The sequence below is a fragment of the Allocatenococcus thiocycli genome (assembly GCF_921292965.1).
Lineage (GTDB): Bacteria > Pseudomonadota > Gammaproteobacteria > Enterobacterales > Vibrionaceae > Vibrio > Vibrio natriegens.
In genome coordinates this window covers 1-24400 of record NZ_CAKLCK010000021.1, presented here as the reverse complement: position 1 = coordinate 24400, position 24400 = coordinate 1, and the positions used below count along the sequence as shown (strand labels likewise).

Here is a 24400-nt window from a genome sequence, read left to right as displayed (position 1 = left end):
GGACAAACGGAACCGAACAGATAGGCATACTCAAATTGTTGTTGCTTCACGGCTCTTGGGCGAGTTCCTTTTTCAGCCCATAAACGTGTGGTCGTGTTTTGTTGCCCAAATCTGGCTTCGTCCTGAAACCAGACATCGACACACTCTAAAGCTATATGTCCTGGGATCTTAAGGATCGTTTCGATTTTGAATTTTTTTAAAATCGTCTTGTATTTGCTGAGATTGTTTGGGGTGTTTTGATCGGGAAGTTATCCATGAAAAGCCCATGTGGTCGAGCAGGTAATAGATAGAATCAGGGTGGTAGTGCTGGCCAAATTCTTTCACGATATAAGCGTGGATATCAGCACCAGTCAGTCGTCCGCCTTGTGTATCATTGGCTTTATCTTTTATGTATTGGCTTAATTGCTCTTTTTGCTCGGTAGTTAAGAATGGTGGCCTTCCTGTTCTTGGCTTTTCTTGCAGTCCTTCCAGCCCTTCTTCAAGAAAGGTCTGAACCCACTTATTGACACTGGTTCGGCTTACCTTGAGAAACTTGGCGATTTGTGTGCGAGAGTGCCCATCTTTGAAATGAGCGAGGGCCAGCAGTCTCATTTTCATCTGGATGGATTTCTGCTGGCTTGCGAGCTTTTTAAAGTCGATATTATTGAGGCTATCCATAGCGGATCAGTTCTATTGTTGGATGGCTTCAATTAGATCATATTTTTAGTTAGATTGGTATCATACCAATCTGGAAAATTAACTGGTCAGGTCTATCCATCTTCTCGAGCACATTTTGGTGACTCTTTTGGATCTATCCAAAAAATGATTCCATGCATCGCAGACTTTGGAGATGATATCGTCGTAATCAGTAAAAGATTGGTTGGCTAAATAGCGTTGCCTCAACCAACTCCATACTTGTTCGATAGGGTTTAGCTCTGGAGAATAGGGTGGAAGTTTGATGACACTGACATTCTTAAAGTCATTGGTAATGTCTTCTGTATGCCATCCTGCTCCATCCATAACAACGACGGCGTGACGTCCCTTTTCTGTGACTGCCGATATTTGTTTTAAGTGCTCTATCATGATGTCTTTACTAACCCAAGGGACAACGATAGCCTCACCAATTCCTTTACTGGGACAGACGGAACCGAACAGATAGGCATACTCAAATTGTTGTTGCTTCACGGCTCTTGGGCGAGTTCCTTTTTCAGCCCATAAACGTGTGGTCGTGTTTTGTTGCCCAAATCTGGCTTCGTCCTGAAACCAGACATCGACACACTCTAAAGCTATATGTCCTGGGATCTTAAGGATCGTTTCGATTTTGAATTTTTTTAAAATCGTCTTGTATTTGCTGAGATTGTTTGGGGTGTTTTGAGCGGGAAGTTATCCATGAAAAGCCCATGTGGTCGAGCAGGTAATAGATAGAATCAGGGTGGTAGTGCTGGCCAAATTCTTTCACGATATAAGCGTGGATATCAGCACCAGTCAGTCGTCCGCCTTGTGTATCATTGGCTTTATCTTTTATGTATTGGCTTAATTGCTCTTTTTGCTCGGTAGTTAAGAATGGTGGCCTTCCTGTTCTTGGCTTTTCTTGCAGTCCTTCCAGCCCTTCTTCAAGAAAGGTCTGAACCCACTTATTGACACTGGTTCGGCTTACCTTGAGAAACTTGGCGATTTGTGTGCGAGAGTGCCCATCTTTGAAATGAGCGAGGGCCAGCAGTCTCATTTTCATCTGGATGGATTTCTGCTGACTTGCGAGCTTTTTAAAGTCGATATTATTGAGGCTATCCATAGCGGATCAGTTCTATTGTTGGATGGCCTCAATTAGATCATATTTTTACTTAGATTGGTATTATACCAATCCGGAAAATTAACTGGTCAGGGAGCAGGGTTCGATAAACAAACTCGATTTGCCATGGATGGCAAATCGAATCCCCATGGATGGGTTCATGCGTATTTGTGTCCGATGCTAAGAGCTTTTTTCTAATAGGAGCTCTGTGGTAGTAACCCGGCAGTTGATGCCTTGCTCCTGCAGACGGGTGCATTGGGACTGGGCCTGTGCTCTGTTCAGGTAGGTTCCCAGTTGTAACCTGAGGTGCTCGCTGCCTTCCCTAGCCACCTTAGAATAAGATGCCTGCGGCAATATATTGGCGTGCGAACGGTAGAGCAGGTGCCAGTAGGCCTTCATGGTTGTTTCGGAGCTAAACTCACCCAATGAAACCAGAAACGCTGGCTGGAAGCTCAGGGCAGCAAGACTGAAATCGTTGCCGCGCAACACATCGCCATCACCATTTATCGTTACCTCGACGGCCGCAAGCGGATACAGTTTCTTATCCTCGATATACTGCTTATCGATCTCCACCCGGAACTTACCCGGCAACACATTCATAAAGAGGTAGAAGCCATCATATTCACTCTCCCCCCTCTGTACCACTTTACCCTGCTCGTCCAGTAGGACAAGTGGGGCATAGGCTGCCAGCTTTTCACCGCCATGACCATCCTCTAGGTAGACCATACCTTCGATTTCACCAGTGGTGACCACAGGTATATCCAGGGTCTCCACCAACCCCGGTCTGGGCGTAATCGAGATTCCGGGGCGACTGGGCATCCAGTAGGGGTCCTCCAGACTTCCTATCTCTAGTTCAATATCCGTGGTGCGATAAGCGGGCAGGCCACGCAAAAAAGCAATCCCCTTTTCATTAGTAGAAGCTCTGCGGTATACCTGGGTGCCTTTTACCTTGGCGCCCACCACTGGCGGCTCATCTTGGTCGTAGCGGCCGTTTAGGTTCAAGTCCTGAAATACGCGCACACTGATGGCACCGTTTTGCGCTAGGCGGCGGCGGTCTATATAAAGGTCACTTTCCTGAGGATCCCAGCCCAGGCTAAGTAGGGTGTTCAGGCCCAGAAACCATTCGCCGCGATCATCGTAGGAGAGGGTAGAGCTCAGATAAAACGTATCGGCTTTCCAGTTCAACCTCATATCCGCTTTATACCTTTCGGTTTGGGGCCAGTAGTTAATGCCAAACTCGCTGTTAAGGGAGGAGCTGAGGGCGCGACTGAACTCGGTATCCAACTGGGTTAGCTCGGCCTCGGGCGATAGGCTATAGTCAGCCCCCAGCTCCCAGGTGAATGATGAAAAGCGCTTACGCAACAAAGCGCTGCCGCTTTGCCAGTCCTCTGCCTCACCCACCTCAGGCTCGGTTCTTTGATAAGTAAAGCTGTTGCTCAGGTAAAAGGACGGCCGGTAGAGGCTGAGACGGTTTTGTAGCGAAAAGCTCGGTTGGTCGATATCGCCATAGCGGCGGCTAAACCCCTGCTCATAGTTGAGCGCAGTCTGCCGGCCCTGGAAAAGCGAGCCTGCCAGCGTCACATTGTCATTAAACTGACCATCATCAGCATTGTGCGAGAAATTCAGTGCATGTTTGCCCAAAAAGGTTTTCCCCCCCATCCGGTAGGCACCGTTGTTGTCAACTCCGGCCTGCATCAGCAGGCGGTCAAACAGGGAAAAACTAGCGTCTAAAGAGTAAGCCGCACTATGTCTTTCCACCTTGGAAAAGGTTGCATCTAACAACAATTTATCGCTAAGGCTTTTGCTATACTTGCCAGCCAGATGCCAGTCAGCAGTATTGGCGGCTGGCTCGTTGAGAAACAGACTGCCGGGCTGGGTGAGGGAGAGATCGAAATAGTGCTGCTTTTCTACTGTGCGGCTGTCTACTAGCACCTGCTTGGTCTTTTCCCGGAGCTGGCCTTGCGGGCCGTAAAAGACCAGTCTAAGGGTGTTGTTGCCGTAGAGCAGCTCTATATCGTTAAACACATAGCGACCATCTGGCCCTGCGGTCAGCGCATTTATCAGTACATCATTACGGTAAAGCTCCACATCCCAGCCGGGCTGAATATCTCCCTGCAAATCCAGAGTGTCTAACTCGGTATTGCCCGTCAGTGGCCTGTTGCTAAAGCTCATTCCCCGTTCCTGGCCGCTGGCACCGGCTACTGGTACAACATCGCCAAAGCGGTATTGGGTAGCGTTTACGGGACCCAATAGGCCGCCCTCCAGCGAGGTTTTTTCCAACGTCAGGCGCGCATAGTCCAGTTCATTTTCCGAGCCGCCGCCAAGATAATACTGACTGCTTAAAAAGCCCAAATCATGGCGACCCAAGGCAGAATAGCCGAAGTTGACATCTTTTCCTGAATAGGTGGCGTTGGTGCTGATATCCAACAGGGGCGCGGACAACAGTTCGTGACCGCTTTTACGCAGTGGTAAAGCCGGCTTGGTGCTGGCTGTTGTTTTCTTGCTTTTTTGTCTCTGTTTGCGTGCGAGAGCTGCCTGGATCGGCAGGGGTTGCTCTGGCTTAAGCATCAACATCATCGCACCGAAGTCAAATGTCATTTTGATATTAAACCAGCGGCCGAGATCGTCGGCATGAATATAGAGGTCGTCCGGCAGGAGCTGAAAGTGTGAGGCCGGCAGATGGTAGGTAACCCCGTTTGCTTCGGCTTTGGCCTGACTGTTGGCGGCAGCTTGCTCACCATCCTTTCCGGGCAGGTTCAGGCTAAAGCTCTGGCCCTCATTGATATACCAGCCAGCGGCCACCGATGTCTCGCTGTCCAGCTCAATGGCGAAATCCAAAAGCTCTACAAATTGGCTAAAGGCGATAAGGGCGCTATCTTTATGCTTGATGGCAAACAGATCGCCGATCACCAGATCGTCGATGCGCACCTCCAGTATCAGCTCTTCACCATCGGCGATGCCCCGGCCATCATCTGTCGTTGGAGCGTCGGCAGGCATCAGTCCAAAATCTGGTTCCTGATATTTGTGGTTGATCGTTCGGATCAACTCAAACAGTTCTGACTGGGCAATAGCGGGCGTGCAGACAGGCCAAAGCAGGCCCAGCAGCAGCCACTTACACGGATGGTACAGGGACATAAAGTTAAGGTGCTAATTGGTAGTCGCTGATGGTCAGTTGTTGCTCTGCCAGAACTCGGCCTCCGAACTCGTCGTCTCCCTCATAAATCAGACGCAGCGTGCCGTCCTGCGCAATGGGATCGTGAAAGGGCAGACTAATCACGCGTTGTTTGTTTTCATGGAAAACTGCAACGTTGTTAAGGGTAGCTACATGGCGCTCTTCGACACCGTCATACGAGCGCCAGAAGGCTTTCAGGCTACCGAAGGTGCTGTGCAGACCTGATCGGTTAAGGGCAAAAGTTAACCCATCTGGCTTGGCACTACTGGCATCCCGGTAGAGTGCCACCGTGCCAAACTCCGCTGTGGCGTCCAGGCCGCCGGCACGTATGATCACCGGAATGGAAAAGCTCAGCAGCAGGTTCAACTGAATACCCACGCCCTCGGTTTGACTGCGATCCTTGCTACCGGGCAGAGCGGCAAGCAGCAGATGGGATCGATACTCCCCGAGAGCCAGATCTTTGGGACGGCGCACCGCGATGCGAACTTGCTGGCGCTCGCCTGGGCCGAGCGTTACCTGTCTGGGGCTAAATCTGAGCATGCTGCTGGCAATATTAAAGCTGGCTAACTCTTCCTCGTTCAGCGCTTGGTAGCGGCCGTCGGGTAATTGCCTTTGCTGCTGAAACTCCAGTCGATAGGTTTTGGTCTCGTTACTGGTATTCATCAAAAAGACCTTAGTACTGCGTTCTCTCTCGGCAAAGGTCACTCGGGTCGGCGAGATCAAAAGGCTGGCGCTGGCGTTGCTGGCAAGTAAAACAGGCAGCAGCAAGGTAGCGAGCAGGGACAGGGTTTTTCTGCTTATTATCAACAGCATGGAATTCCTAAACTTTATTAATGGGTGATATGTAGAGTTATATGGGGGTTAGTGTATTTGGCGTCCAGGTAGTTGCCTGTGCCTGAAGTAGTCAGGGTGGCACCAACCCATACTCGGGCCTCGCCTTTAGTGTTTGTTCTGACCCAGGGCTTGACGTTTAATTGCTTAATGGTGAAGCGGCTACCAGCGTTGCCGCCGTGGCTCAGACTGTTAGCGCCCTCGGGCTGGCTGGTCGTGATATGCAGGTAACTGCCTGGCTGAAAACCGGAGAGCAGAAATTCGGCTGGGTGGCCTTGCTCTATTACCACGATATTTGGGTCATACTTTCTTGAGCCGTCCGGGGTAATCTGGTAGTTATAGATATTATCGTTGTTGCGCAGTGCAATAACCCCGAAGTCAAGCGGCTTAACCTGAGTGATCTCCCCAGCCCAGGCTCCCCCGGCGAGCAGGCATATTGCCAGCAACGATAACAAGTGGTTACGCATGACTTTTCCAATAAACTATTGAACTGGTTAATTTAACAGAGGCAAGCCGGTAAGTCGGCCCGCCTCTTTGCTTTAGTATGTAATGGTCACTTCATATGTACCGCTGTATACAGCATCCTTATAAGAAGCATTTCCCCCTTTTTGGGTGTTCAAGGTTGCACCTACCAGTAATATCAGGTTGCCGTTGCCGTCTGTTGTGGCTGGGCCTTTTCCATCTTTGAGTGTAACAGGACCATCATTTGTAGCAGCTTCAAAGTTACTTAGGGTAAACTTCAGAGATGTCGGCGCTGCGTTTTCCATTTTCAACTCGATAGTATCATCGTCTTTCGGCAACTTGATATTCAAGGCGGTATACTTGGCTGCGTTGCTCACCGTAAAGGTACCTGGCGATGCATTGGTTTTGTCAATTGGGGTTATGCTGCCAGCTGTCTTGTCTGCAGTTTGTGTTCCTACGATGTCCGAAGTTAGCTCGCCGGTGGAAGGCAGTAACGTCAATGTGGCCGCGGCAGCAGTATCATTACCAGCGACTGCTGCGATGGTGCCGAAGTTTAATGAAGCCGTTTCGACGATATCCAGGTTATTTTTGACCTCGACCGATGCGGTCCCCTTGCCGTTAAACTCAGGTGCTACGCTCTCTGCGTAGGCAGAGCTCGCAAATAATGCCAGTGCTGCATAAGCCAGTTTTTTGTTATTTTTCAATGTTAACTCCTTTTGTTTTCAAGATAAGCGGGCGGCTCAGTGCCACCGTTAGATTATTCAATCAAGAGAACTTACTAAACCAATAGACGTGGGCGTATCGTTTAAGCACGGCCAATAAGCGTAGGGGCAGGGTTAACCAATCAGCTATCCTTTAACCTTACTGTCAGCACATACTTACGCCGGTTGATTTACTTCATATACGCGATATTTTGTTCATCAGACAAAGGCTTGCCGGTCAGCGGCCTCACCATACAGTCCAGCCCGTCGGTCTTAAGTTGCCGACACAATGCTTGTGCTGTCACCTTATCTTTGACAGGGCCGGCAAGTAGACGATAAAGCCTCTCCTTTTTTGGCCCGATATAAACGGGTGTTAGATAAAAGCGTTTGTCTGACAGAAGTTCAGGCGACTTCTTTACCAGTTTTCTTTTATTTGACTCGATATATTGAAGCCATCTATAGGTGCCAACTTGCAATGCATATTGTTGGGTTTTAGGCTGAACGTCTTTCTCTTTCTTAGCAGAAGCTTTGATGGCTTTATCGCCTGCATCGACCACTGCCATCAACTTATGATCTTTTACTTCAGGGAGGATCTTATTTGGCGCTGGCTTAGGAGTAGAGGAAGCCATTTTATCCAACTGGCCAATCAGATTTTTAAAGTCCGACTCCAACGCGGCCAACCGGTTAATGCCTGGGCGGTATTGCTCCCACTCCGTATTTTGTTGATCAAGACGATCTCTCAACTCTTCGACTTGTGCTTGAATAGCCTGGTACTCAGATGTGTTTGTGGGTTTACTGGTTGCACAGGAAGCCAGTAATAGACAACAGCCAACGATTAACAACTTTGATATCGCTGAGCTTGTATATGGACCTTGAGCTGTATTCGACCGACAACCTTGCCTTGTAAGCTTATTATTGGATGCCTTAATTATTCGCACGCATTATACCTAGAAGACAACTTATTGATATTTATAATATGAAGCGAAGTTTAATCAAGGGGGTAAAACTAATCAATAGCTAAGAACAAGATTCCGCGATGGGGTTAAAAGAACAGTCAAGCAAGAGCTTCTCTCTGAGCTTGCCATCTCAAGCAACTTATGACTGTTTTCCTACAACGTTCTTTTCTATGAGGAAAGTGTGATATTTGCTCTTCGGTGGCGTGAGTGTCTCTCTTTGAAATGAGCAAGGGCAGGCTAGTCGTATGAGTGAACTTGCTATTAAGCACAGTTGGGGGAGGGGCATTGAATGGCTAACATAAATAGCATGATGGCTTTGGAAGAGTTGAGTCTTTATTTTTAAGTGCTCGTTATCGAGAGCTTCTGTATCTCGAGGCTATCCATGCCTGAGAGGCTAATGTGAAATGTTTCTATCTGGCAGATAAAGAAAAGCCGCGACCTAAAAAGGTAGCGGCTTGTTCTATAACAATTTTTAATTACGGTCTTAGTTCATGCCGTATTTTTTAAGTTTCTTGCGAAGAGTACCGCGGTTGATACCCATCATAGTTGCTGCGCGAGTTTGGTTACCGCGAGTGTACTGCATGATGGTATCTAGTAGTGGCTGTTCAACTTCAGCTAGAACTAATTCGTATAGCTCTGTTACTTCCTGGCCGTTTAGTTGAGCAAGGTAGTTTTTAAGAGATGCTTTAACAGAGTCACGTAAAGGCTTTTGAGTAATCTGGTCTTGTGACGTTACTGTAGTTACTGTTAATGCTTCTGAAGTCAGATTTTGTTCGAACATATTCGGTCTAGCTCTTCTCTTAATTATGATGCAACGTTATCAAAATAACCTTCTAACGCCTCAATTTGCAGCGGGGCTGCATCGATAGCGTTGAAGGTACGGCGAAACTCACTCGCTTGCTCATGCTCTTTTAGGTACCAACCAACGTGCTTACGCGCGATACGTGGGCCTAAGTACTCTCCATAAAATTCATGCAGAGCATTCACATGGCCAAGCATAATGGTTTTCACTTCCTCTGCCGGAAGCTCATCCATCGTGGTGCCGTTTTCCAAATAGTGATGGATTTCCTGGAAAATCCAAGGACGACCTTGGGCAGGGCGTCCAATCATTAAAGCGTCCGCACCGGTGTACTCCAGTACAAATTTGGCTTTCTCCGGGCTATCGATATCACCGTTCGCGATAACCGGAATTGAAATTGCCTCTTTTACCGCTTTAATGCTGTCGTATTCGGCCTCACCTTTGTACATACATGCTTTTGTTCTACCGTGTAGTGCAAGAGCCTGTATGCCGCAGTCTTCGGCTAATTTAGCGATTTGGAGACAGTTTTTGTTTTCTGTATCCCAGCCAGTTCGGGTCTTCAACGTTACAGGAACGTCAACAGCATTCACTACCGCTTTCAAAATCTCTTCGATAATGTTTGGGTACTGAAGCAGTGCAGAGCCCGCTAGCTTCTTATTCACTTTCTTTGCTGGGCAACCCATGTTGATGTCGATGATTTGCGCACCGTTTTCAACACTAAATTGAGCTGCATCCGCCATAAGCTGTGGATCGGAACCGGCAATCTGTACAGAGCGAATGCCCGATTCGCCTTCATGCACCATGCGCTGTTTCGACTTCGACGTTTTCCATAGCTTTGGGTTGGCAGACATCATTTCACTGACGGCCATTCCCGCACCATAACGAAGACACAACTCGCGAAACGGTCTATCCGTTACACCAGCCATAGGGGCTACGATTAGATTGTTCTTAAGTTGATAGTTTCCGATTCTCAAAACGTCATCACAGTTCTGTACCAGCAAGGGCGCGCATTTTACGCATTTTTTTACTGCGTGAAAAGACTAATATTTGAGCATTTACAAATTGTTTTTGTAAATTGTATGAATTTCAAACAATTAGCCGTCAAATCCTTGTCTAGCCTTGCTTACGACCAGAGATGCGACACCACTCTTTTTGCTCAACGATAGGATCTATGTGAAGCTCATCACGGTAGTAGTTAGCCACATCTTCTGCTTGGGTATCTAAAACGCCCGACATCGCAAGGTCACCATTTGGCTTCACCAGACCTTTAATGATAGGAGCAAGTTCGCGCAGAGGACCTGCAAGAATATTGGCAACCACCACGTCAGCGATTAGGCCTTCAGGTTGATTTTGAGGTAGGTAAACTTCAAGTTGATCGGCAACGCCGTTACGCTCTGCGTTGTCGCGAGAGGCTTGTAGAGCTTGAGGATCAATGTCGATCCCGATGACTTTCTCTGCGCCTAGTTTGATCGCAGCGATCGCAAGAATGCCAGAGCCACAGCCGAAGTCGATAACTGTCTTACCCGTCAGGTCCAGACCTTCTAGCCATTCCAGACAAAGCGCTGTCGTTGGGTGAGTACCCGTACCGAATGCCAGGCCAGGATCAAGCATAACGTTTACTGCGTCTGGCTCAGGAACGTCACGCCAGCTCGGACAAATCCATAGGCGCTCACCAAATTTCATTGGGTGGAAGTTTTCCATCCACTCACGTTCCCAGTCTTTGTCTTCCAGCTGTTCAACTTTATAAGCAAAATTGTCTGCAAGCATGTTACTTGCTTTGATTTGGTCGATGATGAAGTTGGTATCGGCTTCTGCATCGTACAGTGCCAGAATGTCAGTATCGCCCCATAAGCGAGTTTCGCCAGGAAGAGGTTCGAATACAGGCGTATCTTGCGCGTCTAGGAAAGTTACAGACAGCGCTCCAGTCTCTTCCATTAGCATGTCGCCGATTTGCTCAGCGTTTTCATTGGTCGCGTTGAGTTTGATTTGAATCCAAGGCATTGGTTTTTGCTCTTACAGTAAATGAAGTGGCGCAGAGTTTACCAGAACTCTGCGATTTGTTTGAGTATAGACTTTGTACAAAACAAAAATGCCCACAGATGTGGGCATTTTTCAGGAGTTCAACTCAGGCTTATTGCAGGCCTAGTTTCTTCTCTAGGTAATGAATGTTGGCACCACCGTGCTGGAAGTTCTCATCATTCATGATTGAAACTTGTAGAGGCACGTTAGTTTTGATGCCTTCGATGATCATCTCACCAAGTGCGTTCTTCATACGTGCAATCGCTACATCACGGTTCTCACCGTAAGTGATCAGTTTACCAATCATTGAATCGTAATGAGGTGGTACTGAGTAACCGGTGTAGATGTGCGATTCCCAACGTACGCCCATGCCACCTGGAGAGTGGAAACGCTCAATCTTACCTGGTGATGGTAGGAAGCGCTCTGGGTCTTCTGCGTTGATACGACACTCAATCGCATGGCCGCGGATCTTAATATCATCCTGAGTAAATGACAGAGGCTGGCCAGCTGCAACACGTAGTTGCTCTTTGATTAGGTCGATACCTGTAACCATTTCTGTTACTGGGTGCTCTACCTGAATACGAGTGTTCATTTCGATGAAGTAGAACTCACCGTTTTCGTATAGGAATTCGAACGTACCTGCACCGCGGTAACCGATTTCGATACATGCACGAGTACAACGCTCACCGATGTACTTACGCATTTCTTCAGTGATACCTGGTGCTGGTGCTTCTTCCACAACTTTCTGGTGACGACGCTGCATTGAACAGTCACGCTCACCTAGGTGGATTGCGCCGCCTTGGCCGTCAGCAATAACCTGTACTTCAACGTGACGAGGGTTTTCCAGGAATTTCTCCATGTAAACCATGTCGTTGTTGAATGCTGCTTTCGCTTCTGCACGTGTCATAGCAATAGCTTGTACTAGTTCTTTTTCAGAACGTACAACACGCATACCACGACCGCCGCCGCCGCCTGACGCTTTGATGATGACTGGGTAACCAATGCGTTTAGCAAACGCTTTGTTTTTATCTTCATCATTGTCCAATGGACCGTCAGAACCTGGTACACAAGGAACGCCAGCTTTCTTCATTGCGTTGATCGCTGATACTTTGTCGCCCATCAAGCGGATAGTTTCTGCTTTTGGACCAACAAAGATGAAGCCGCTGCGCTCAACTTGCTCTGCGAAGTCTGCGTTTTCTGACAAGAAGCCGTAACCAGGGTGGATAGCTACTGCACCCGTTACTTCTGCTGCAGAAATGATACGTGGGATGTTTAGGTAGCTGTCGATACCACGAGCAGGACCGATACATACGGTTTCATCTGCAAGTAGTACGTGCTTAAGATCGCGGTCAGCTGTTGAGTGAACAGCAACGGTCTTAATACCTAACTCTTTACAAGCGCGAAGAATACGAAGTGCAATTTCACCTCGGTTCGCGATGACTACTTTGTCTAGCATAAGGCAAGCCTCGCTTATTCGATTACAACTAGAGGTTGGTCGAATTCAACTGGTTGGCCGTCTTCAACAAGGATAGCTGTAACAACGCCAGATTTGTCCGCTTCGATTTGGTTCATCATCTTCATCGCTTCAACGATACATAGAGTATCGCCAGCGCTAACTTTTTGGCCTACTTCTACGAATGCTTTCGAGTCAGGGCTTGGAGAACGGTAGAAAGTACCAACCATTGGAGAAAGAACTTGGTGACCCGCAGGTACTGCTGGAGCTTCAGCTGCTGGTGCTTCTGCTACTGGAGCCGCTGCTACTGGCGCAGGTGCTGCTACTGGAGCTGCTGCGTAGTGTACTGGTGCTGGCGCAGCTGCAGTGCCGTGACGACTGATGCGTACTGATTCTTCACCTTCTGAAATTTCTAGCTCAGCAATGCCAGACTCTTCAACTAACTCGATTAGCTTTTTGATTTTACGAATATCCATCTTTTCTTTCTCTTTTATCTTGTGATTAAGACAACCCCGTAGGATTGCAGAGTGTAAGGGTTACTTTGTCTGAAGTTTGTTAATTACGGCAGACAGAGCAAATTCATAACCTTGTGCGCCTAGACCGCAAATCACCCCTTCTGCCTTATCTGACAGGTATGAGTGATGGCGAAACGGCTCACGTGCGTGCACGTTTGATAGGTGCACTTCGATAAATGGGATGGCGACGCCAAGTAATGCATCTCGCAGTGCTACACTGGTATGAGTGAAAGCAGCTGGATTGATGATGATGAAGTCAATCTTGCCATGCGCGGCATGAATGGCTTCAATCAGTTCGTACTCACGATTTGATTGTAGGTGTTCTAATTCCACCCCTGCGTTGTGAGCTTGCTCCGTTAGCGTGTTCACAATCTGTGCTAAGGTGTTATTACCATAGTGTGTCGGTTCGCGCAGACCTAACAGGTTAAGGTTTGGTCCGTTTAGAACAAGAATCCGTGACTTTGCAGACATTATGTTGCTATCTTCCCTTATCGTGAGTGGAACGTTTATTTTCCCAAATATACGATAATTCAACACGATTTTTTTGTTAAAACCGAGCAAAATTTAAAAATCGACCAAGATTATAGCTAATTCATAGCAATTAGCAGCAATTTACTGGTCTAATCTCCCAATAGCTCATGTTCTTTCTGCAACCAAGTTAACAAAAATAACCTAATGACCACATCAAGGGTGTGGCTAACTTGCGCCCCAAAGCAAAAAAACCGCCATCAAAGTGGCGGTTTTCTGTTATTTGTTTAAAACTGGCTAGTTAGCTTACGCCAGCTCAGCTTTTTCAGCGATAAGTTTGTCTACGACGCTAGGGTCGGCAAGCGTTGACGTGTCACCCAGGTTGCTGGTATCGCCAGTTGCAATCTTACGCAGAATTCGACGCATGATCTTACCAGAGCGAGTCTTCGGTAGGGAATCCGTCCAGTGCAGTACATCTGGTGTTGCAATTGGACCGATCTCTTTGCGCACCCAGTCTTTAACTTCTTTGTGCAGTTCCGCTGAAGGGAATTCACCATCGTTTAGCGTGATGTAAGCATAGATAGCCTGACCTTTGATGTCGTGCGGGATACCTACGATGGCTGCTTCTGCAATCTTGTGATGCGCGACTAGGGCCGATTCAATCTCTGCGGTACCCATACGGTGTCCAGATACGTTCAATACGTCATCCACACGGCCTGTGATCCAGTAGTAACCATCTTCGTCACGACGAGCGCCATCACTGGTGAAGTACATGCCCTTGAAGGTTGAGAAGTAAGTTTGTTCGAAGCGTTCATGGTCACCATAGACCGTACGCATCTGACCTGGCCACGAATCAAGAATCACAAGGTTGCCTTCAGCTGCACCTTCAATAATGTTACCCATGTTATCGACAAGCGCAGGTTGTACACCGAAGAATGGACGGGTCGCGGAACCTGGTTTTAGATCTGTAGCGCCTGGTAGTGGAGCAATCAAGATGCCGCCTGTTTCAGTTTGCCACCAAGTATCGACAATCGGTGAATTTTCGTTACCGATGGTCTTGTAGTACCACTCCCATGCTTCTGGGTTGATTGGCTCACCTACCGAACCCATGATGCGAAGGCTTGAACGAGACGTGCCTTCAACCGCTTCATTACCTTTTGCCATTAGCGCACGAATCGCAGTTGGCGCAGTGTAAAGGATGTTCACTTGATGCTTATCAACCACTTCGCTCATACGGCTTGTGCTTGGGTAGTTTGGCACACCTTCAAACAAGATGGTTTTAGCGCCGTTCGCTAATGGACCGTAGATAAGGTACGTGTGACCAGTAATCCAACCCACGTCAGCAGTACACCAGAAGGTTTCGCCTGGCTGGTAGTCGAAGACGTATTTAAATGTCATTGCGGCATAAACAAGGTAGCCACCAGTGGTATGCAATACGCCTTTAGGTTTGCCCGTAGAGCCTGAGGTGTAAAGGATGAAAAGTGGATCTTCGGCTTTCATCTCTTCTGGTGGGCAAACGTCAGAAACACTTGCGGTTGCTTCATGCCACCAAACATCACGGTGATCATGCCATTCAACATCGCCACCAGTACGTTTAAGAACCAACACTTTGCTGATGGTTTTCACGTCTGGGTTAGTCAGTGCTTCATCAACATTCTTTTTCAGTGGAACCGCACGTCCGCCACGAACGCCTTCGTCAGCGGTGATGACAACTTTAGCGTCTGAGTCAATGATACGGCCAGAAAGTGCTTCAGGTGAGAAACCGCCGAATACCACAGTGTGGACTGCGCCGATGCGGGTACAAGCCAGCATCGCGATTGCAGCTTCAGGTACCATTGGCATGTAGAGACAAACTACGTCGCCTTTACGTACGCCTTGATCTTTCAGTGCGTTTGAGAATTTACATACTTCTTTGTGTAGTTCATTGAACGTCAGCGTTTTATCGTCTGCAGGATCATCGCCTTCCCAGATGATTGCTACGTCGTCGCCGTGTTCTGCTAGATGGCGGTCAATACAGTTTGCTGAAACGTTAAGTGTGCCGTCTTCAAACCAGCGGATGTCGACGTGACCCGTGTCAAAAGAGGTGCTTTTTACTTGGGTGAAAGGTTTAATCCAATCAACGATTTTGCCGTGTTCGTTCCAGAAGCCCTCTGGGTCGGTTACCGACTGCTGATACATGGCTAGGTAGGTTTCATTATCCGCGTGTGTATGAGTTTTAATGTTTTCTTTTACCGGATAAACGTGGGCTTCGCTCATGGCTTCTCTCCTTGTGCCTTTATTTCTCGGCCTTACAACAATCTACATAAGACTTTGAATCTTTACTTTGTCGGGCTGTTGTATTTACCCGCTCTATCAACATTATGATTTTCTAAAACATAAAGAATAGAACGGATATTTGTTTTAAACAGTTGGTCGTCGCAAGACTGACCTTGTGCTAATAACTTTCAGTCACAGCGCGTATTTCCACAATTAGACTTTAGGATGATAGAGAGGGATCTACCGAAAAAGGGTTGAAATAAAAGTAATTATGGGAGCCAGGTCAACAGGAATTATGTGTATGGCACGCTGAGACTCGGTAAATCGCCTTTGGTTAAACGAACAAAGACCAATGCTGCGGATATCGCATCTTGCAAAGCGTCGTGCTTATCTTGAATAGGCAGCTCAAGGTGCTTGCAAATCGCCTCCAGACTTAAGTCGAAATAGGCGTTCGGTAAATGTCGCTCCAGCTTGTCGTGGTAAATCTGGCTTACTTCAATAAGAGGGTTGGGCAGAGGGAAGCCCAGTTGTCTTTGGCAGGCGAGGTCTAAGATTTTTTTGTCGTAACGGATGTGATAGCCGACGAGCGGACGATTGCCGATAAAGTCTATTAATTTCAGTAGCGCATCCTTTTCGCTGATGCCGTCGACTAAATCCTGATGGCGAATTTTGTGGATTTTTACCGAGCCGGAATCGAGAGATTGTGGCGCTCGCAAATGCACTTCGAATGGTTGGCTGGTGATAATGCGGTTATCAATGATTTTAGTGGCTGCGATGGTCACCAGCTCTGCTCTATTCGGATCTAGGCTGGTGGTTTCGCAGTCGAGAGAAACCAGCTCGGTTTTATCTGGTGCACAAAATAGCGACTGATAAGGCGAGCCTTTCAGTTTATAGTGCCAATATTTTCGTTGTAGCCAATTCATCCCAGATACCTCTTTTACAACTTACCGGGCTTAATCACGGATCTGATAGTGGAAACCTAAAAACTGCTTAAACTTTTTCACGACATGCAGGCTATGACGCAGCAAGTCGCGCTCTGTTCTGTCGAGTTGTTTGAGGTCGATATTATTCTGTGCCTCTTGTTGGTTAAGTTGCTGATTGAGCCGAAGCTTAAAGAACAACTTGAGTGCTTCGTTTAAGTTATCCGCCGTTTCTGGTTCTAAAATTCGTTTGTTTCTTAAAGCTTCTATGCGGGCAAAGGTATTTTTCTCTTCAATGGCATATTCGAGAGACAGAGTTCTAATGCCGTGCACTATCGGGAAAATACCGCCGCGTTTGATATCTAAGCCATCTTTGGCACTTTTTACGTTACCAAACAGAGTCAGAGGCACAGAAAACTGCAACGCTGGACGGGTAAAGTCGGACAGGATCAACATGCGATCTTTCATTGTGTCTCTGAGATGGTTGGCGACCGGAGTGAGTAATTCTCGATTGCCAGCAACGGCTTGCGCATCACTGAAGATGGCTAAGTCCATGATTTGTTCTGGCTGCGCTTTTGAAATCCAATTATCAAGGGTTCGAATCCACTCTGATTGAGAGTTTACCCATTTAGGATTGTTGACCATCACTTTGCCAGGGCAGAGCGGATAACCCAGTTGCTGCAGGGTGTGGGTGAATGATTGCATCACTTGTTCACTGTGCGACCACTCTAAACCGTCTTTAATGATCAGCGCGTTATCTTGGTCGGTCTTGAGGATCTGCTCACCTCTGCCTTCCGAGCCTAAAACAATTAGGCAGCAGTGGTCGTGGAGTGCTGGTGGCACCACTAATTCAAACGCTTTCTCGATAATTTGTTCATTAACGGCAGATATCAATTCCATGATAAATCGGGTGCGGATGCCATTTCTCACCAGACTCTCTACCAACTGGCGTTGTCGGTTGGACGCCAGAGCGAGTTCTTCGACACTGCTGGCTCTGGCGATGCTGAGGGTGAGTACGTGCGAATGAGTGGAGAATGCACTAAGGATCTGCGTCATATCCAACATGCCAATGGCTTGATTACCATCGCAGACCATCAGGCGCTTCATCCGGTGGCGCGTCATCGTAATCATGGCATTAAACAGGAAGTCGCCTTCATCAACGTGGTAAACCGGGAAGGTGGCGATCTCGCCCACAGGTGTATCGACAGCGCAGTTATCTAACATCACGGAATGGAGCATGTTCGTTCGCGTGACAATGGCGTACGGATGCGCTGAAGGCCATTTTTCGAGGCGTGCATCATCTGGGTTGAGCTCAACTAATGCGGCGTCGATGCCATTTTCTTTTAAGGTTCGTGTGACCTCATTGATAGGCATGTCGGGCTTAAGAATCATCGGAGGATGGTAAATGCTCTTATCGACTTTAGTCAGAATAAACTCGGCCAGATTTTGCTGTTGCTGAGCGGCTTCGATTAATGCCTGTCGTTTAGATAGGTTGTTATCGAAGTACGCTGCGAATTGTCCATTCTCGTTATAGAGTTCAAGAAACACTTCTTTTGGCAGCAAATAGGACAACGTATCCTCAAGCGCTACATACTGATGACGCACACTCTCTTCAAACAAAGAACGGACATCAAACATATCGTCATTGGCATAGTGCGCGAAAACTTCGCTCTGGTCTTTGGAGCGCTCTTCCACGGCACCTTTGATCAAAATATGCAAATGAGGGTTGGTTTGCCCACAAGATAAAATCACATCTCGAGTTCGATAATATGCCACGTCGAGAGACGAACGCAGTCGCGCTTGCTGCTTGCTGGTCAGGCGATCGAACGGGGGAGATTGCATATTAAACTTATCAGGCATAAGGAACCCTAAAATTGGGAGGAACACATTCTAAGTCTGACAAATTTCCTCCCATAAGCCAGACGACTTTGGTCTAAATCCAGGGCGTTAAAATCCACGCTTTCTGATTTTTAAAAGTTTGTATCCCATCGAGGAAACGGTAAGTTGCCGATTCTTCCCTTTTTCTACTCCGTTTCGCGATCCATAATCCACGCTCATAACGTTGGTGTTCCCATTTTAGGAAAATAATAATGCTAAAACCTTCTCCGTATGGCTGGATCTCCCAGTACTTTCTCGGATTCTTTTTTGCGTATGGCGTCTATCTGCCATTTTGGTCATTGTGGTTTAAAGAGCAGGGTGTCACGCCGACTGATATTGGCTTGCTAGTAGGTTTAGGCTTGGCAACTCGTTGTGTTGCGAATCTGGTGATCACTCCTCGAGTGCATAGAGTGGAGCGCTTAATGCCAACCTTACGTTGGTTAAGTTTTGCTGCCCTTATTTTTGTTGGCTTCCATTTTTTTACCGGCGGCAGTTTCTGGTTGATGGCGTTAGCAACCGTTCTGTTTAACTTGTGTTGTGGTCCTGTGGTGCCATTGTCGGATGCGATGGCCAATTACTATGCTCGTTTAAACATGCTGGACTATGGCCGCACGCGTTTATGGGGCTCCGTTGCCTTTATTGGTGGCTCCACTGTGGTTGGGTATTTAGTGGCAGGTTTTGGTGCGGACATGATTCTCTACACCGCAATGGCGGGTGTACTGCTCTCGCTGTTGTTCGCGATGCGCAATACCAATCCGATGCCAGTAACCCTTGGCGATCAGCACGCAGTGCGTCCTAAACTGTCTGCACTTTTAACCGATAAACCGGTACTCAAATTTTTAGTATTGGTTTCGCTCATCCAGGGCAGTCACGCGGCGTACTACGGTTTTAGCGCTATTCACTGGAAAGCAGCAGGACACTCTGAAGATGTGATTGGTTACCTTTGGAGTTTGGGGGTGGCCGCCGAGGTGGCGGTATTCGCAGTAAGTAAACGCTTGTTTGCTGGTTGGTCTTTACGTACTTTATTTGTTATTGCCGCTTTTGGCGTGATGATGCGTTGGGGGATTACGGCCGGGACAACGTCGATTGTCGCTCTGGTCGTTGTACAGATGCTGCATGGTGTGACCTTTGCGACGGCGCATATTGCTGCAATCCAATACATTCAGAACTCTGAAGAGAACAAGATGGTCGCATTACAGGCTCTGTATAATGCGATTCCGTTGGGAGCGTTTATAGCACTCATGACTGTACTTAGCGGTTGGGCTTATGAACACTGGGGCGCGTTTGTGTTCTGGGGGATGGCTGTGATGGGATTGATTGCACTGTTCATTAAACTGGATCCGCAAGAGCCAGCAAGGCATGTTGTTGACCTGTCTGATAAAACACTTGAAACACAGAATTAGACTTCTGTGACAAAGGTTAAAAACTAATCTTTGTCTCTGTTGTGAAAGCAGTGTTAAATGAAACCTCTCCCTTACGGAGAGGTTTTTGTTTTTTGTAAGCAAGGTCATAAAGGATATCGGATGCAAGGATGGCTGGTGGTTCCCGTTTCTTTGGCGTACTTGGGAGCCCTATTTATAATCGCGTGGTACGGAGACAACCAGAGAAGGTGGCTAGCCAGATGGCGGCCTTGGATCTACAGCTTGTCTATTGCTGTGTATTGTACCTCCTGGACGTTCTACGGCACGGTGGGTCAAGCGAGCAGTAATCCCTGGTCTTTTCTGCCCATCTACATTGCGCCGATTCTGGTCTTTACCCTTGGTTGGCGAGTGCTTGCCAGACTGATATTGATCGCCAAGCGCGAACACATTACCTCTATTGCTGATTTCATTGGCGCACGTTATGGAAAATCGCAGGGACTAGCGGTTGCCGTGACGCTGATTGCCGTCGCGGGGATTCTTCCTTATATCGCATTGCAGTTACGTGGCATCACCATGGGGCTGGAAATCATTGCGCCTGAGCTTGCGTCAGACTTTGGTTATCAGAACGACAGTGTCTCTTGGTTTGTGGTAATGGCACTGGCCATCTTTACCATCTTATTCGGTACGCGTCATATCGATAACACGGAGCACCACCGGGGCATGATGATGGCGATCGCCTTTGAATCGATCATCAAGCTGATGGCATTTTTAGTGGTTGGTGTATTTATTGTCTGGCTGGCAATGAGTGCAGAAAACCTCAGTCTGATAGATGTCGCTACCGAAACCTATCAGCCGCCCAACATTCCTACCATTCTGATTCATACCGTACTTACCATGTTGGCGATCGTTTGTTTACCTCGTCAATTTCATACCATGGTGGTGGAAAACGAGCGCGCTCAGGATCTGCATGTTGCCCGCTGGTTGTTTCCACTGTATCTGATTTTAATGGGTATTTTTGTCTTGCCGATTGCGTGGGTAGGGCAAGGACTGCTGAGTGATGCGTCGCCAGATACTTTTGTTATCAGTGTGCCGATGGCGGTTGGCGCGAGCGAGATTGCGTTACTGGCATTCCTTGGTGGCACTTCCGCAGCAAGTGGGATGGTGATCGTTTCGACTATCGCGTTAGCCATCATGGTATCGAATGATCTGGCGATGCCACTGCTGTTACGTCGTATGCGCCTGTCTCAACGTAATCATCAGCACTTTTCTCAGTTGCTGCTACGCATTCGTCGCGCACTTATCCTGATTCTTTTGATTGGTGCATGGGGCTTTTATCAGGCACTTGATAGTATCCACTCACTCTCTGCGATAGGCTTTCTCTCGTTTGCAGCCATCACTCAATTTGCGCCGGCACTGATTGGCGGGATGTATTGGCGTCAGGGAAACAAGAAGGGCGTTTATGTCGGTCTTGCGGTTGGTTTTACTATTTGGCTTATCACCCTAATGAGCCAAACCGACATGCTTGCAGGTAACGCCAGCAGTAACTTTCTGATTTGGCTTATTACGCCACCAGAGATGCTAACTCAGTTTGATATTGCGATCTCTGACTGGGGAATGATTCTCAGTGTCGCGGCCAATACCGCCTGTTTTGTTGTCGTTTCTCTGATTACTCGTCCAAGCCTAAGTGAGCGCTTACAATCGGCTTCGTTTGTTGGTACACCGTTGCCAGAAAGCGAAAATATGAGCCTTTACCAGAGCCGCGTGACCGTGGCTGAACTGGAAATGCTCGCCTCTCGTTTTGTTGGGCGATCACGCGTTAAAGTGGCGTTTCAGGCCTATTGGAGCCAGCAACGTGAAGAGTTGATGCCGAACCAGCAAGCTCCGTCTTCATTGATACGACACACAGAACGTGTGCTCGCGGGGGTCTTCGGCGCATCTTCTGCTAAGTTAGTACTTACTTCTGCCTTGCAGGGAAGAAACATGCAGCTCGAAGAAGTCGCGACCATCGTTGATGAAGCTTCTGAACTGTACGATTTCAGCCGAGGGCTACTGCAAGGGGCTATCGAGCATATTGGCCAGGGTATCGCTGTGGTCGATAAACAATTACGGCTGGTGGCATGGAACCAACGCTATCTTGAGTTGTTTGAATTTCCTCCGGGGTTAATCCAGGTCGGCCGTCCAATCGCAGATGTCATTCGCCACAATGCCGAGCAAGGGTTATGTGGGCCGGGTGACCCTGATGACCATGTGCGTCGCCGGGTTTACCATCTTGAGCAAGGGACGCGGCATACATCGTCTCGTGTTCGCCCTGACGGTCGAGTGATTGAAGTGCAGGGGAATCCAATGCCGGGTGGTGGTTTTGTAATGAGTTTTACTGACATCACCGTGTTCCGCGATGCCGAACAAGCACTAAAAGAAGCCAATGAGACGCTTGAGGAACGCGTGCGACTTCGTACCCGTGAACTTGAACGGCTTAACAAACAGCTGGTGGCGGCGACGCAGCGTTCAGATTTAGAATCGAAGTCAAAGTCACGATTCCTCGCGGCGGTGAGCCACGACCTGATGCAGCCTCTTAATGCTGCAAGGCTGTTTGCCTCTTCACTTTCTGAAGTCGCCAAAGACGACGAGACGAAAAAGCTCTCTTCTCATATCGAAAGTGCACTCGGTGCCGCAGAAGATTTGATTGGCGACTTGTTGGATATTTCCCGTCTGGAGTCGGGCAAGCTTGAAGTGCATGTCTGTGGGTTCGCTGTAAATGATGTATTGGCGAATTTAAATGCGGAGTTCAGTGCGCTGGCGAAACAACAGGGTATTGAGTTTACGATGATCCCTTCCTCACTGACGGTGAATTCTGACCCCAAACTTCTGCGCCGAGTGGTGCAAAACTTTCTTACTAACGCGTTCCGCTATAGTCCAAACGGCAAAGTCGCTTTGGGTGTGCGCCGCGTCAAAGGTCGAGTGCGTATTGATGTCTGGGATAACGGTATGGGCATTGAAGAAGAGAAACAGCAGGAGATCTTTGAAGAATTTAACCGAGGCTCTCAAGTTCGCTCTGATCAGGGATTAGGGTTGGGGCTGGCGATATCGAAAGGGATAGCGCAGGTGCTGGGACATGAAATCTCGATGCGCTCCTGGCATGGCAAAGGCAGTGTCTTCTCGATTACGCTCGACAGAGCCGAGAGCGTACAGGCCATCAGCACAGTGACGATGCCAAGCAGTACTCAGTCTGAACTATGCCATCTGAAAATTCTGTGTGTCGACAATGAGCCAGATATTTTAGTGGGAATGGAAAACCTGTTGTCGCGTTGGGGTTGTGATACACGACTGGCCGCCGACTTAGTCGAAAGTCTGAAAGCGCTGGATGATGGCTGGGTGCCGGATGTGATCTTCTCGGATTACCGACTGGATAACGGACGCACTGGATTGGAAGTGCTGCAACAGTGCCGTCTTCGTCTGGGTAATCGCTTTGAAGGTGTCATCATCAGTGCGGACCGTACCGATGATATGCTCGATGGCATCAAAGCGAATGGATTTAGCTTTATCGCCAAACCCGTTAAACCGTTGAAGTTGCGTTCGGTACTAAACCGAGTGGCCTAGTTTTATTTAGTTTCAGTTATTTAAAGTTAGATAAAGACCTCCAGTTGGAGGTCTTTGTGTTTGAGGCTGGACGAATTACTCAGCCACCCCGCCTTGCGTCAATTTGGTTGGATTCAGCAGTTTCTCCAGTGTCGTGCGATCTAAGTCGGTTTCCTCTTCAGCGACATCAATGATCGCCCGTCCTTGTTTATAAGCCTTTTTCGCGATTTCGGCGGCTTTCAGGTAACCAATAACCGGATTAAGTGCGGTGACCAGAATAGGGTTCTTGGCTAACGCCACATCAAGGTTATCTTGCCTGACTTCAAACGTGGCGACGGCTTTGTCTGCCAGTGCAGTGGCGCTGTTGGATAGTAGCTCAATGCTTTCTAATACATTATGAGCAATGACAGGCAGCATCACGTTGAGCTGAAAGTTACCAGACTGACCCGCAATGGTGATGGTGGTGTCATTACCAATTACTTGGGCGCAGGCCATGGCGACAGCTTCTGGAATAACAGGGTTTACTTTCCCCGGCATGATGGAAGAACCGGGTTGAAGTCCTTTTAATTCAATTTCTCCCAACCCGGCTAGTGGTCCGGAATTCATCCAGCGAAGATCGTTTGCGATCTTCAGGATCGCAACTGCTGACGTTTTGAGCTGTCCGGATAGGGCGACGATCGCATCCTGACTACTGAGATTAAAAAAGAAATTTGGACTGGAACAAAACGCTACATTTGTTGATTGTGAAAGATTGTCTGCGAAAAGTGGGGCGAATCGCGGATCGGCATTGATCCCAGTGCCTACTGCGGTACCTCCTTGAGCCAGTGCCTTCACGGCTGGCAAAGCTTGTTCAATCGCTTGTTTGGCGTGTTCGATTTGGTACTGCCATCCTCCAAGTTCTTGAGCAAGGGTAATCGGCATGGCGTCCATCAGATGAGTTCGACCTGTTTTTACCACGTCTTTCAAGGCTTGTTGTTTAGTGCCGAGTGTCTGGCAAAGGTGCTCCAAAGCCGGAATCAGTTGCTTTTCGATCGCCAGTGCTACGCTGACCTGAATCGCCGTTGGCACGACATCGTTACTGCTTTGACCCATGTTGACGTGATCATTTGGGCTTACGCTTTCTCCAAGAGTCTGGGCAGCCAGCGTTGCAATCACCTCATTGGCATTCATATTTGAGCTGGTACCAGAGCCGGTTTGGAAAACATCAATCGGAAATTGCTCCAGATGTTGCCCGTCGATGATCGATTGCGCTGCATTCGCTATCG

General features: G+C 48.1%; 19 protein-coding genes. 2 read left to right on the top strand and 17 right to left on the bottom strand.

Going from position 1 to position 24400, the window contains the following annotated elements; genetic code table 11:
• Positions 1-168 precede the first annotated feature (168 nt).
• The 16 genes from L9Q40_RS07785 to L9Q40_RS07710 form a co-directional block, all read right to left on the bottom strand.
• The gene (locus tag L9Q40_RS07785) at positions 169-657 is read right to left on the bottom strand and encodes an IS630 family transposase (protein WP_498792975.1); all 489 of its coding nucleotides are present in this window, start codon (positions 655-657) and stop codon (positions 169-171) included.
• A 78-nt stretch (positions 658-735) separates the two neighbouring features.
• Positions 736-1771, bottom strand: a protein-coding gene (locus tag L9Q40_RS07780; RefSeq protein ID WP_498792974.1) for an IS630 family transposase whose coding sequence is annotated in 2 segments (ribosomal slippage) — positions 736-1306 and positions 1305-1771 — 1038 coding nt in all. Because the reading frame shifts where the segments join, the coding sequence is not laid out codon by codon here.
• Between the two features lie 177 nt (positions 1772-1948).
• Positions 1949-4903, bottom strand: coding sequence for an MSCRAMM family protein (locus L9Q40_RS07775; RefSeq protein WP_498792973.1), 2955 nt, complete (start codon positions 4901-4903; stop codon positions 1949-1951).
• 4 nt (positions 4904-4907) lie between these two features.
• Complete coding sequence (locus L9Q40_RS07770) at positions 4908-5753, bottom strand: fimbrial biogenesis chaperone (RefSeq protein ID WP_498792972.1); 846 nt, start codon at positions 5751-5753, stop codon at positions 4908-4910.
• Between the two features lie 17 nt (positions 5754-5770).
• On the bottom strand, positions 5771-6238 hold the full coding sequence (locus L9Q40_RS07765; RefSeq protein WP_498792971.1) for a DUF4402 domain-containing protein: 468 nt from the start codon (positions 6236-6238) through the stop codon (positions 5771-5773).
• Positions 6239-6310: 72 nt separating this feature from the next.
• Positions 6311-6937: a DUF4402 domain-containing protein gene (locus L9Q40_RS07760; RefSeq protein ID WP_498792970.1), complete on the bottom strand. Its 627-nt coding sequence runs from the start codon at positions 6935-6937 to the stop codon at positions 6311-6313.
• A gap of 188 nt (positions 6938-7125) precedes the next feature.
• Entirely contained in the window at positions 7126-7776 is a 651-nt protein-coding gene (locus L9Q40_RS07755) for an SPOR domain-containing protein (protein WP_498792969.1), read from the bottom strand.
• A 598-nt stretch (positions 7777-8374) separates the two neighbouring features.
• Entirely contained in the window at positions 8375-8671 is a 297-nt protein-coding gene (gene fis, locus L9Q40_RS07750) for a DNA-binding transcriptional regulator Fis (RefSeq protein ID WP_000462885.1), read from the bottom strand.
• A 23-nt stretch (positions 8672-8694) separates the two neighbouring features.
• A complete protein-coding gene (gene dusB, locus L9Q40_RS07745; protein WP_065303113.1) occupies positions 8695-9663 on the bottom strand; it encodes a tRNA dihydrouridine synthase DusB in 969 nt (322 codons plus the stop codon).
• 139 nt (positions 9664-9802) lie between these two features.
• Positions 9803-10690 (bottom strand): 50S ribosomal protein L11 methyltransferase, encoded by an 888-nt coding sequence (gene prmA, locus L9Q40_RS07740; RefSeq protein ID WP_020336225.1) that lies wholly within the window; start codon positions 10688-10690, stop codon positions 9803-9805.
• Between the two features lie 130 nt (positions 10691-10820).
• On the bottom strand, positions 10821-12164 hold the full coding sequence (gene accC, locus L9Q40_RS07735; protein ID WP_014233261.1) for an acetyl-CoA carboxylase biotin carboxylase subunit: 1344 nt from the start codon (positions 12162-12164) through the stop codon (positions 10821-10823).
• Between the two features lie 14 nt (positions 12165-12178).
• Positions 12179-12637: an acetyl-CoA carboxylase biotin carboxyl carrier protein gene (accB, locus tag L9Q40_RS07730; protein WP_014233260.1), complete on the bottom strand. Its 459-nt coding sequence runs from the start codon at positions 12635-12637 to the stop codon at positions 12179-12181.
• 60 nt (positions 12638-12697) lie between these two features.
• Positions 12698-13147, bottom strand: coding sequence for a type II 3-dehydroquinate dehydratase (aroQ, locus tag L9Q40_RS07725; protein ID WP_014233259.1), 450 nt, complete (start codon positions 13145-13147; stop codon positions 12698-12700).
• Positions 13148-13450: 303 nt separating this feature from the next.
• Positions 13451-15400 carry an acetate--CoA ligase gene (gene acs, locus L9Q40_RS07720; RefSeq protein ID WP_014233258.1) on the bottom strand — a complete coding sequence of 650 codons (1950 nt, stop codon included), beginning with the start codon at positions 15398-15400 and terminating at the stop codon, positions 13451-13453.
• A gap of 293 nt (positions 15401-15693) precedes the next feature.
• Positions 15694-16323: a 3'-5' exonuclease gene (locus L9Q40_RS07715; protein ID WP_014233257.1), complete on the bottom strand. Its 630-nt coding sequence runs from the start codon at positions 16321-16323 to the stop codon at positions 15694-15696.
• Positions 16324-16353: 30 nt separating this feature from the next.
• A complete protein-coding gene (locus L9Q40_RS07710; protein WP_020336222.1) occupies positions 16354-18180 on the bottom strand; it encodes a DUF294 nucleotidyltransferase-like domain-containing protein in 1827 nt (608 codons plus the stop codon).
• A 230-nt stretch (positions 18181-18410) separates the two neighbouring features.
• Here L9Q40_RS07710 and L9Q40_RS07705 point away from each other — a divergent pair, with 230 nt between their 5' ends.
• Positions 18411-19601 (top strand): 3-phenylpropionate MFS transporter, encoded by a 1191-nt coding sequence (locus L9Q40_RS07705; RefSeq protein WP_498792968.1) that lies wholly within the window; start codon positions 18411-18413, stop codon positions 19599-19601.
• A 120-nt stretch (positions 19602-19721) separates the two neighbouring features.
• Positions 19722-23156, top strand: coding sequence for a hybrid sensor histidine kinase/response regulator (locus L9Q40_RS07700; RefSeq protein ID WP_498792967.1), 3435 nt, complete (start codon positions 19722-19724; stop codon positions 23154-23156).
• Between the two features lie 75 nt (positions 23157-23231).
• Here L9Q40_RS07700 and L9Q40_RS07695 read toward each other — a convergent pair.
• Positions 23232-24400, bottom strand: a 1169-nt coding sequence (locus tag L9Q40_RS07695; RefSeq protein ID WP_498792966.1) for a class II fumarate hydratase, incomplete at its 5' end; no start/stop codon positions are given.

Bases quoted from the DNA above. Each gene is read 5' to 3' on its own strand.
- L9Q40_RS07785 (WP_498792975.1), bottom strand. From the start codon at position 657: ATGGATAGCCTCAATAATATCGACTTTAAAAAGCTCGCAAGCCAGCAG.
- L9Q40_RS07775 (WP_498792973.1), bottom strand. From the start codon at position 4,903: ATGTCCCTGTACCATCCGTGTAAGTGGCTGCTGCTGGGCCTGCTTTGG.
- L9Q40_RS07770 (WP_498792972.1), bottom strand. From the start codon at position 5,753: ATGCTGTTGATAATAAGCAGAAAAACCCTGTCCCTGCTCGCTACCTTG.
- L9Q40_RS07765 (WP_498792971.1), bottom strand. From the start codon at position 6,238: ATGCGTAACCACTTGTTATCGTTGCTGGCAATATGCCTGCTCGCCGGG.
- fis (WP_000462885.1), bottom strand. From the start codon at position 8,671: ATGTTCGAACAAAATCTGACTTCAGAAGCATTAACAGTAACTACAGTA.
- prmA (WP_020336225.1), bottom strand. From the start codon at position 10,690: ATGCCTTGGATTCAAATCAAACTCAACGCGACCAATGAAAACGCTGAG.
- accC (WP_014233261.1), bottom strand. From the start codon at position 12,164: ATGCTAGACAAAGTAGTCATCGCGAACCGAGGTGAAATTGCACTTCGT.
- accB (WP_014233260.1), bottom strand. From the start codon at position 12,637: ATGGATATTCGTAAAATCAAAAAGCTAATCGAGTTAGTTGAAGAGTCT.
- aroQ (WP_014233259.1), bottom strand. From the start codon at position 13,147: ATGTCTGCAAAGTCACGGATTCTTGTTCTAAACGGACCAAACCTTAAC.
- acs (WP_014233258.1), bottom strand. From the start codon at position 15,400: ATGAGCGAAGCCCACGTTTATCCGGTAAAAGAAAACATTAAAACTCAT.
- L9Q40_RS07715 (WP_014233257.1), bottom strand. From the start codon at position 16,323: ATGAATTGGCTACAACGAAAATATTGGCACTATAAACTGAAAGGCTCG.
- L9Q40_RS07710 (WP_020336222.1), bottom strand. From the start codon at position 18,180: ATGCCTGATAAGTTTAATATGCAATCTCCCCCGTTCGATCGCCTGACC.
- L9Q40_RS07705 (WP_498792968.1), top strand. From the start codon at position 18,411: ATGCTAAAACCTTCTCCGTATGGCTGGATCTCCCAGTACTTTCTCGGA.
- L9Q40_RS07700 (WP_498792967.1), top strand. From the start codon at position 19,722: ATGCAAGGATGGCTGGTGGTTCCCGTTTCTTTGGCGTACTTGGGAGCC.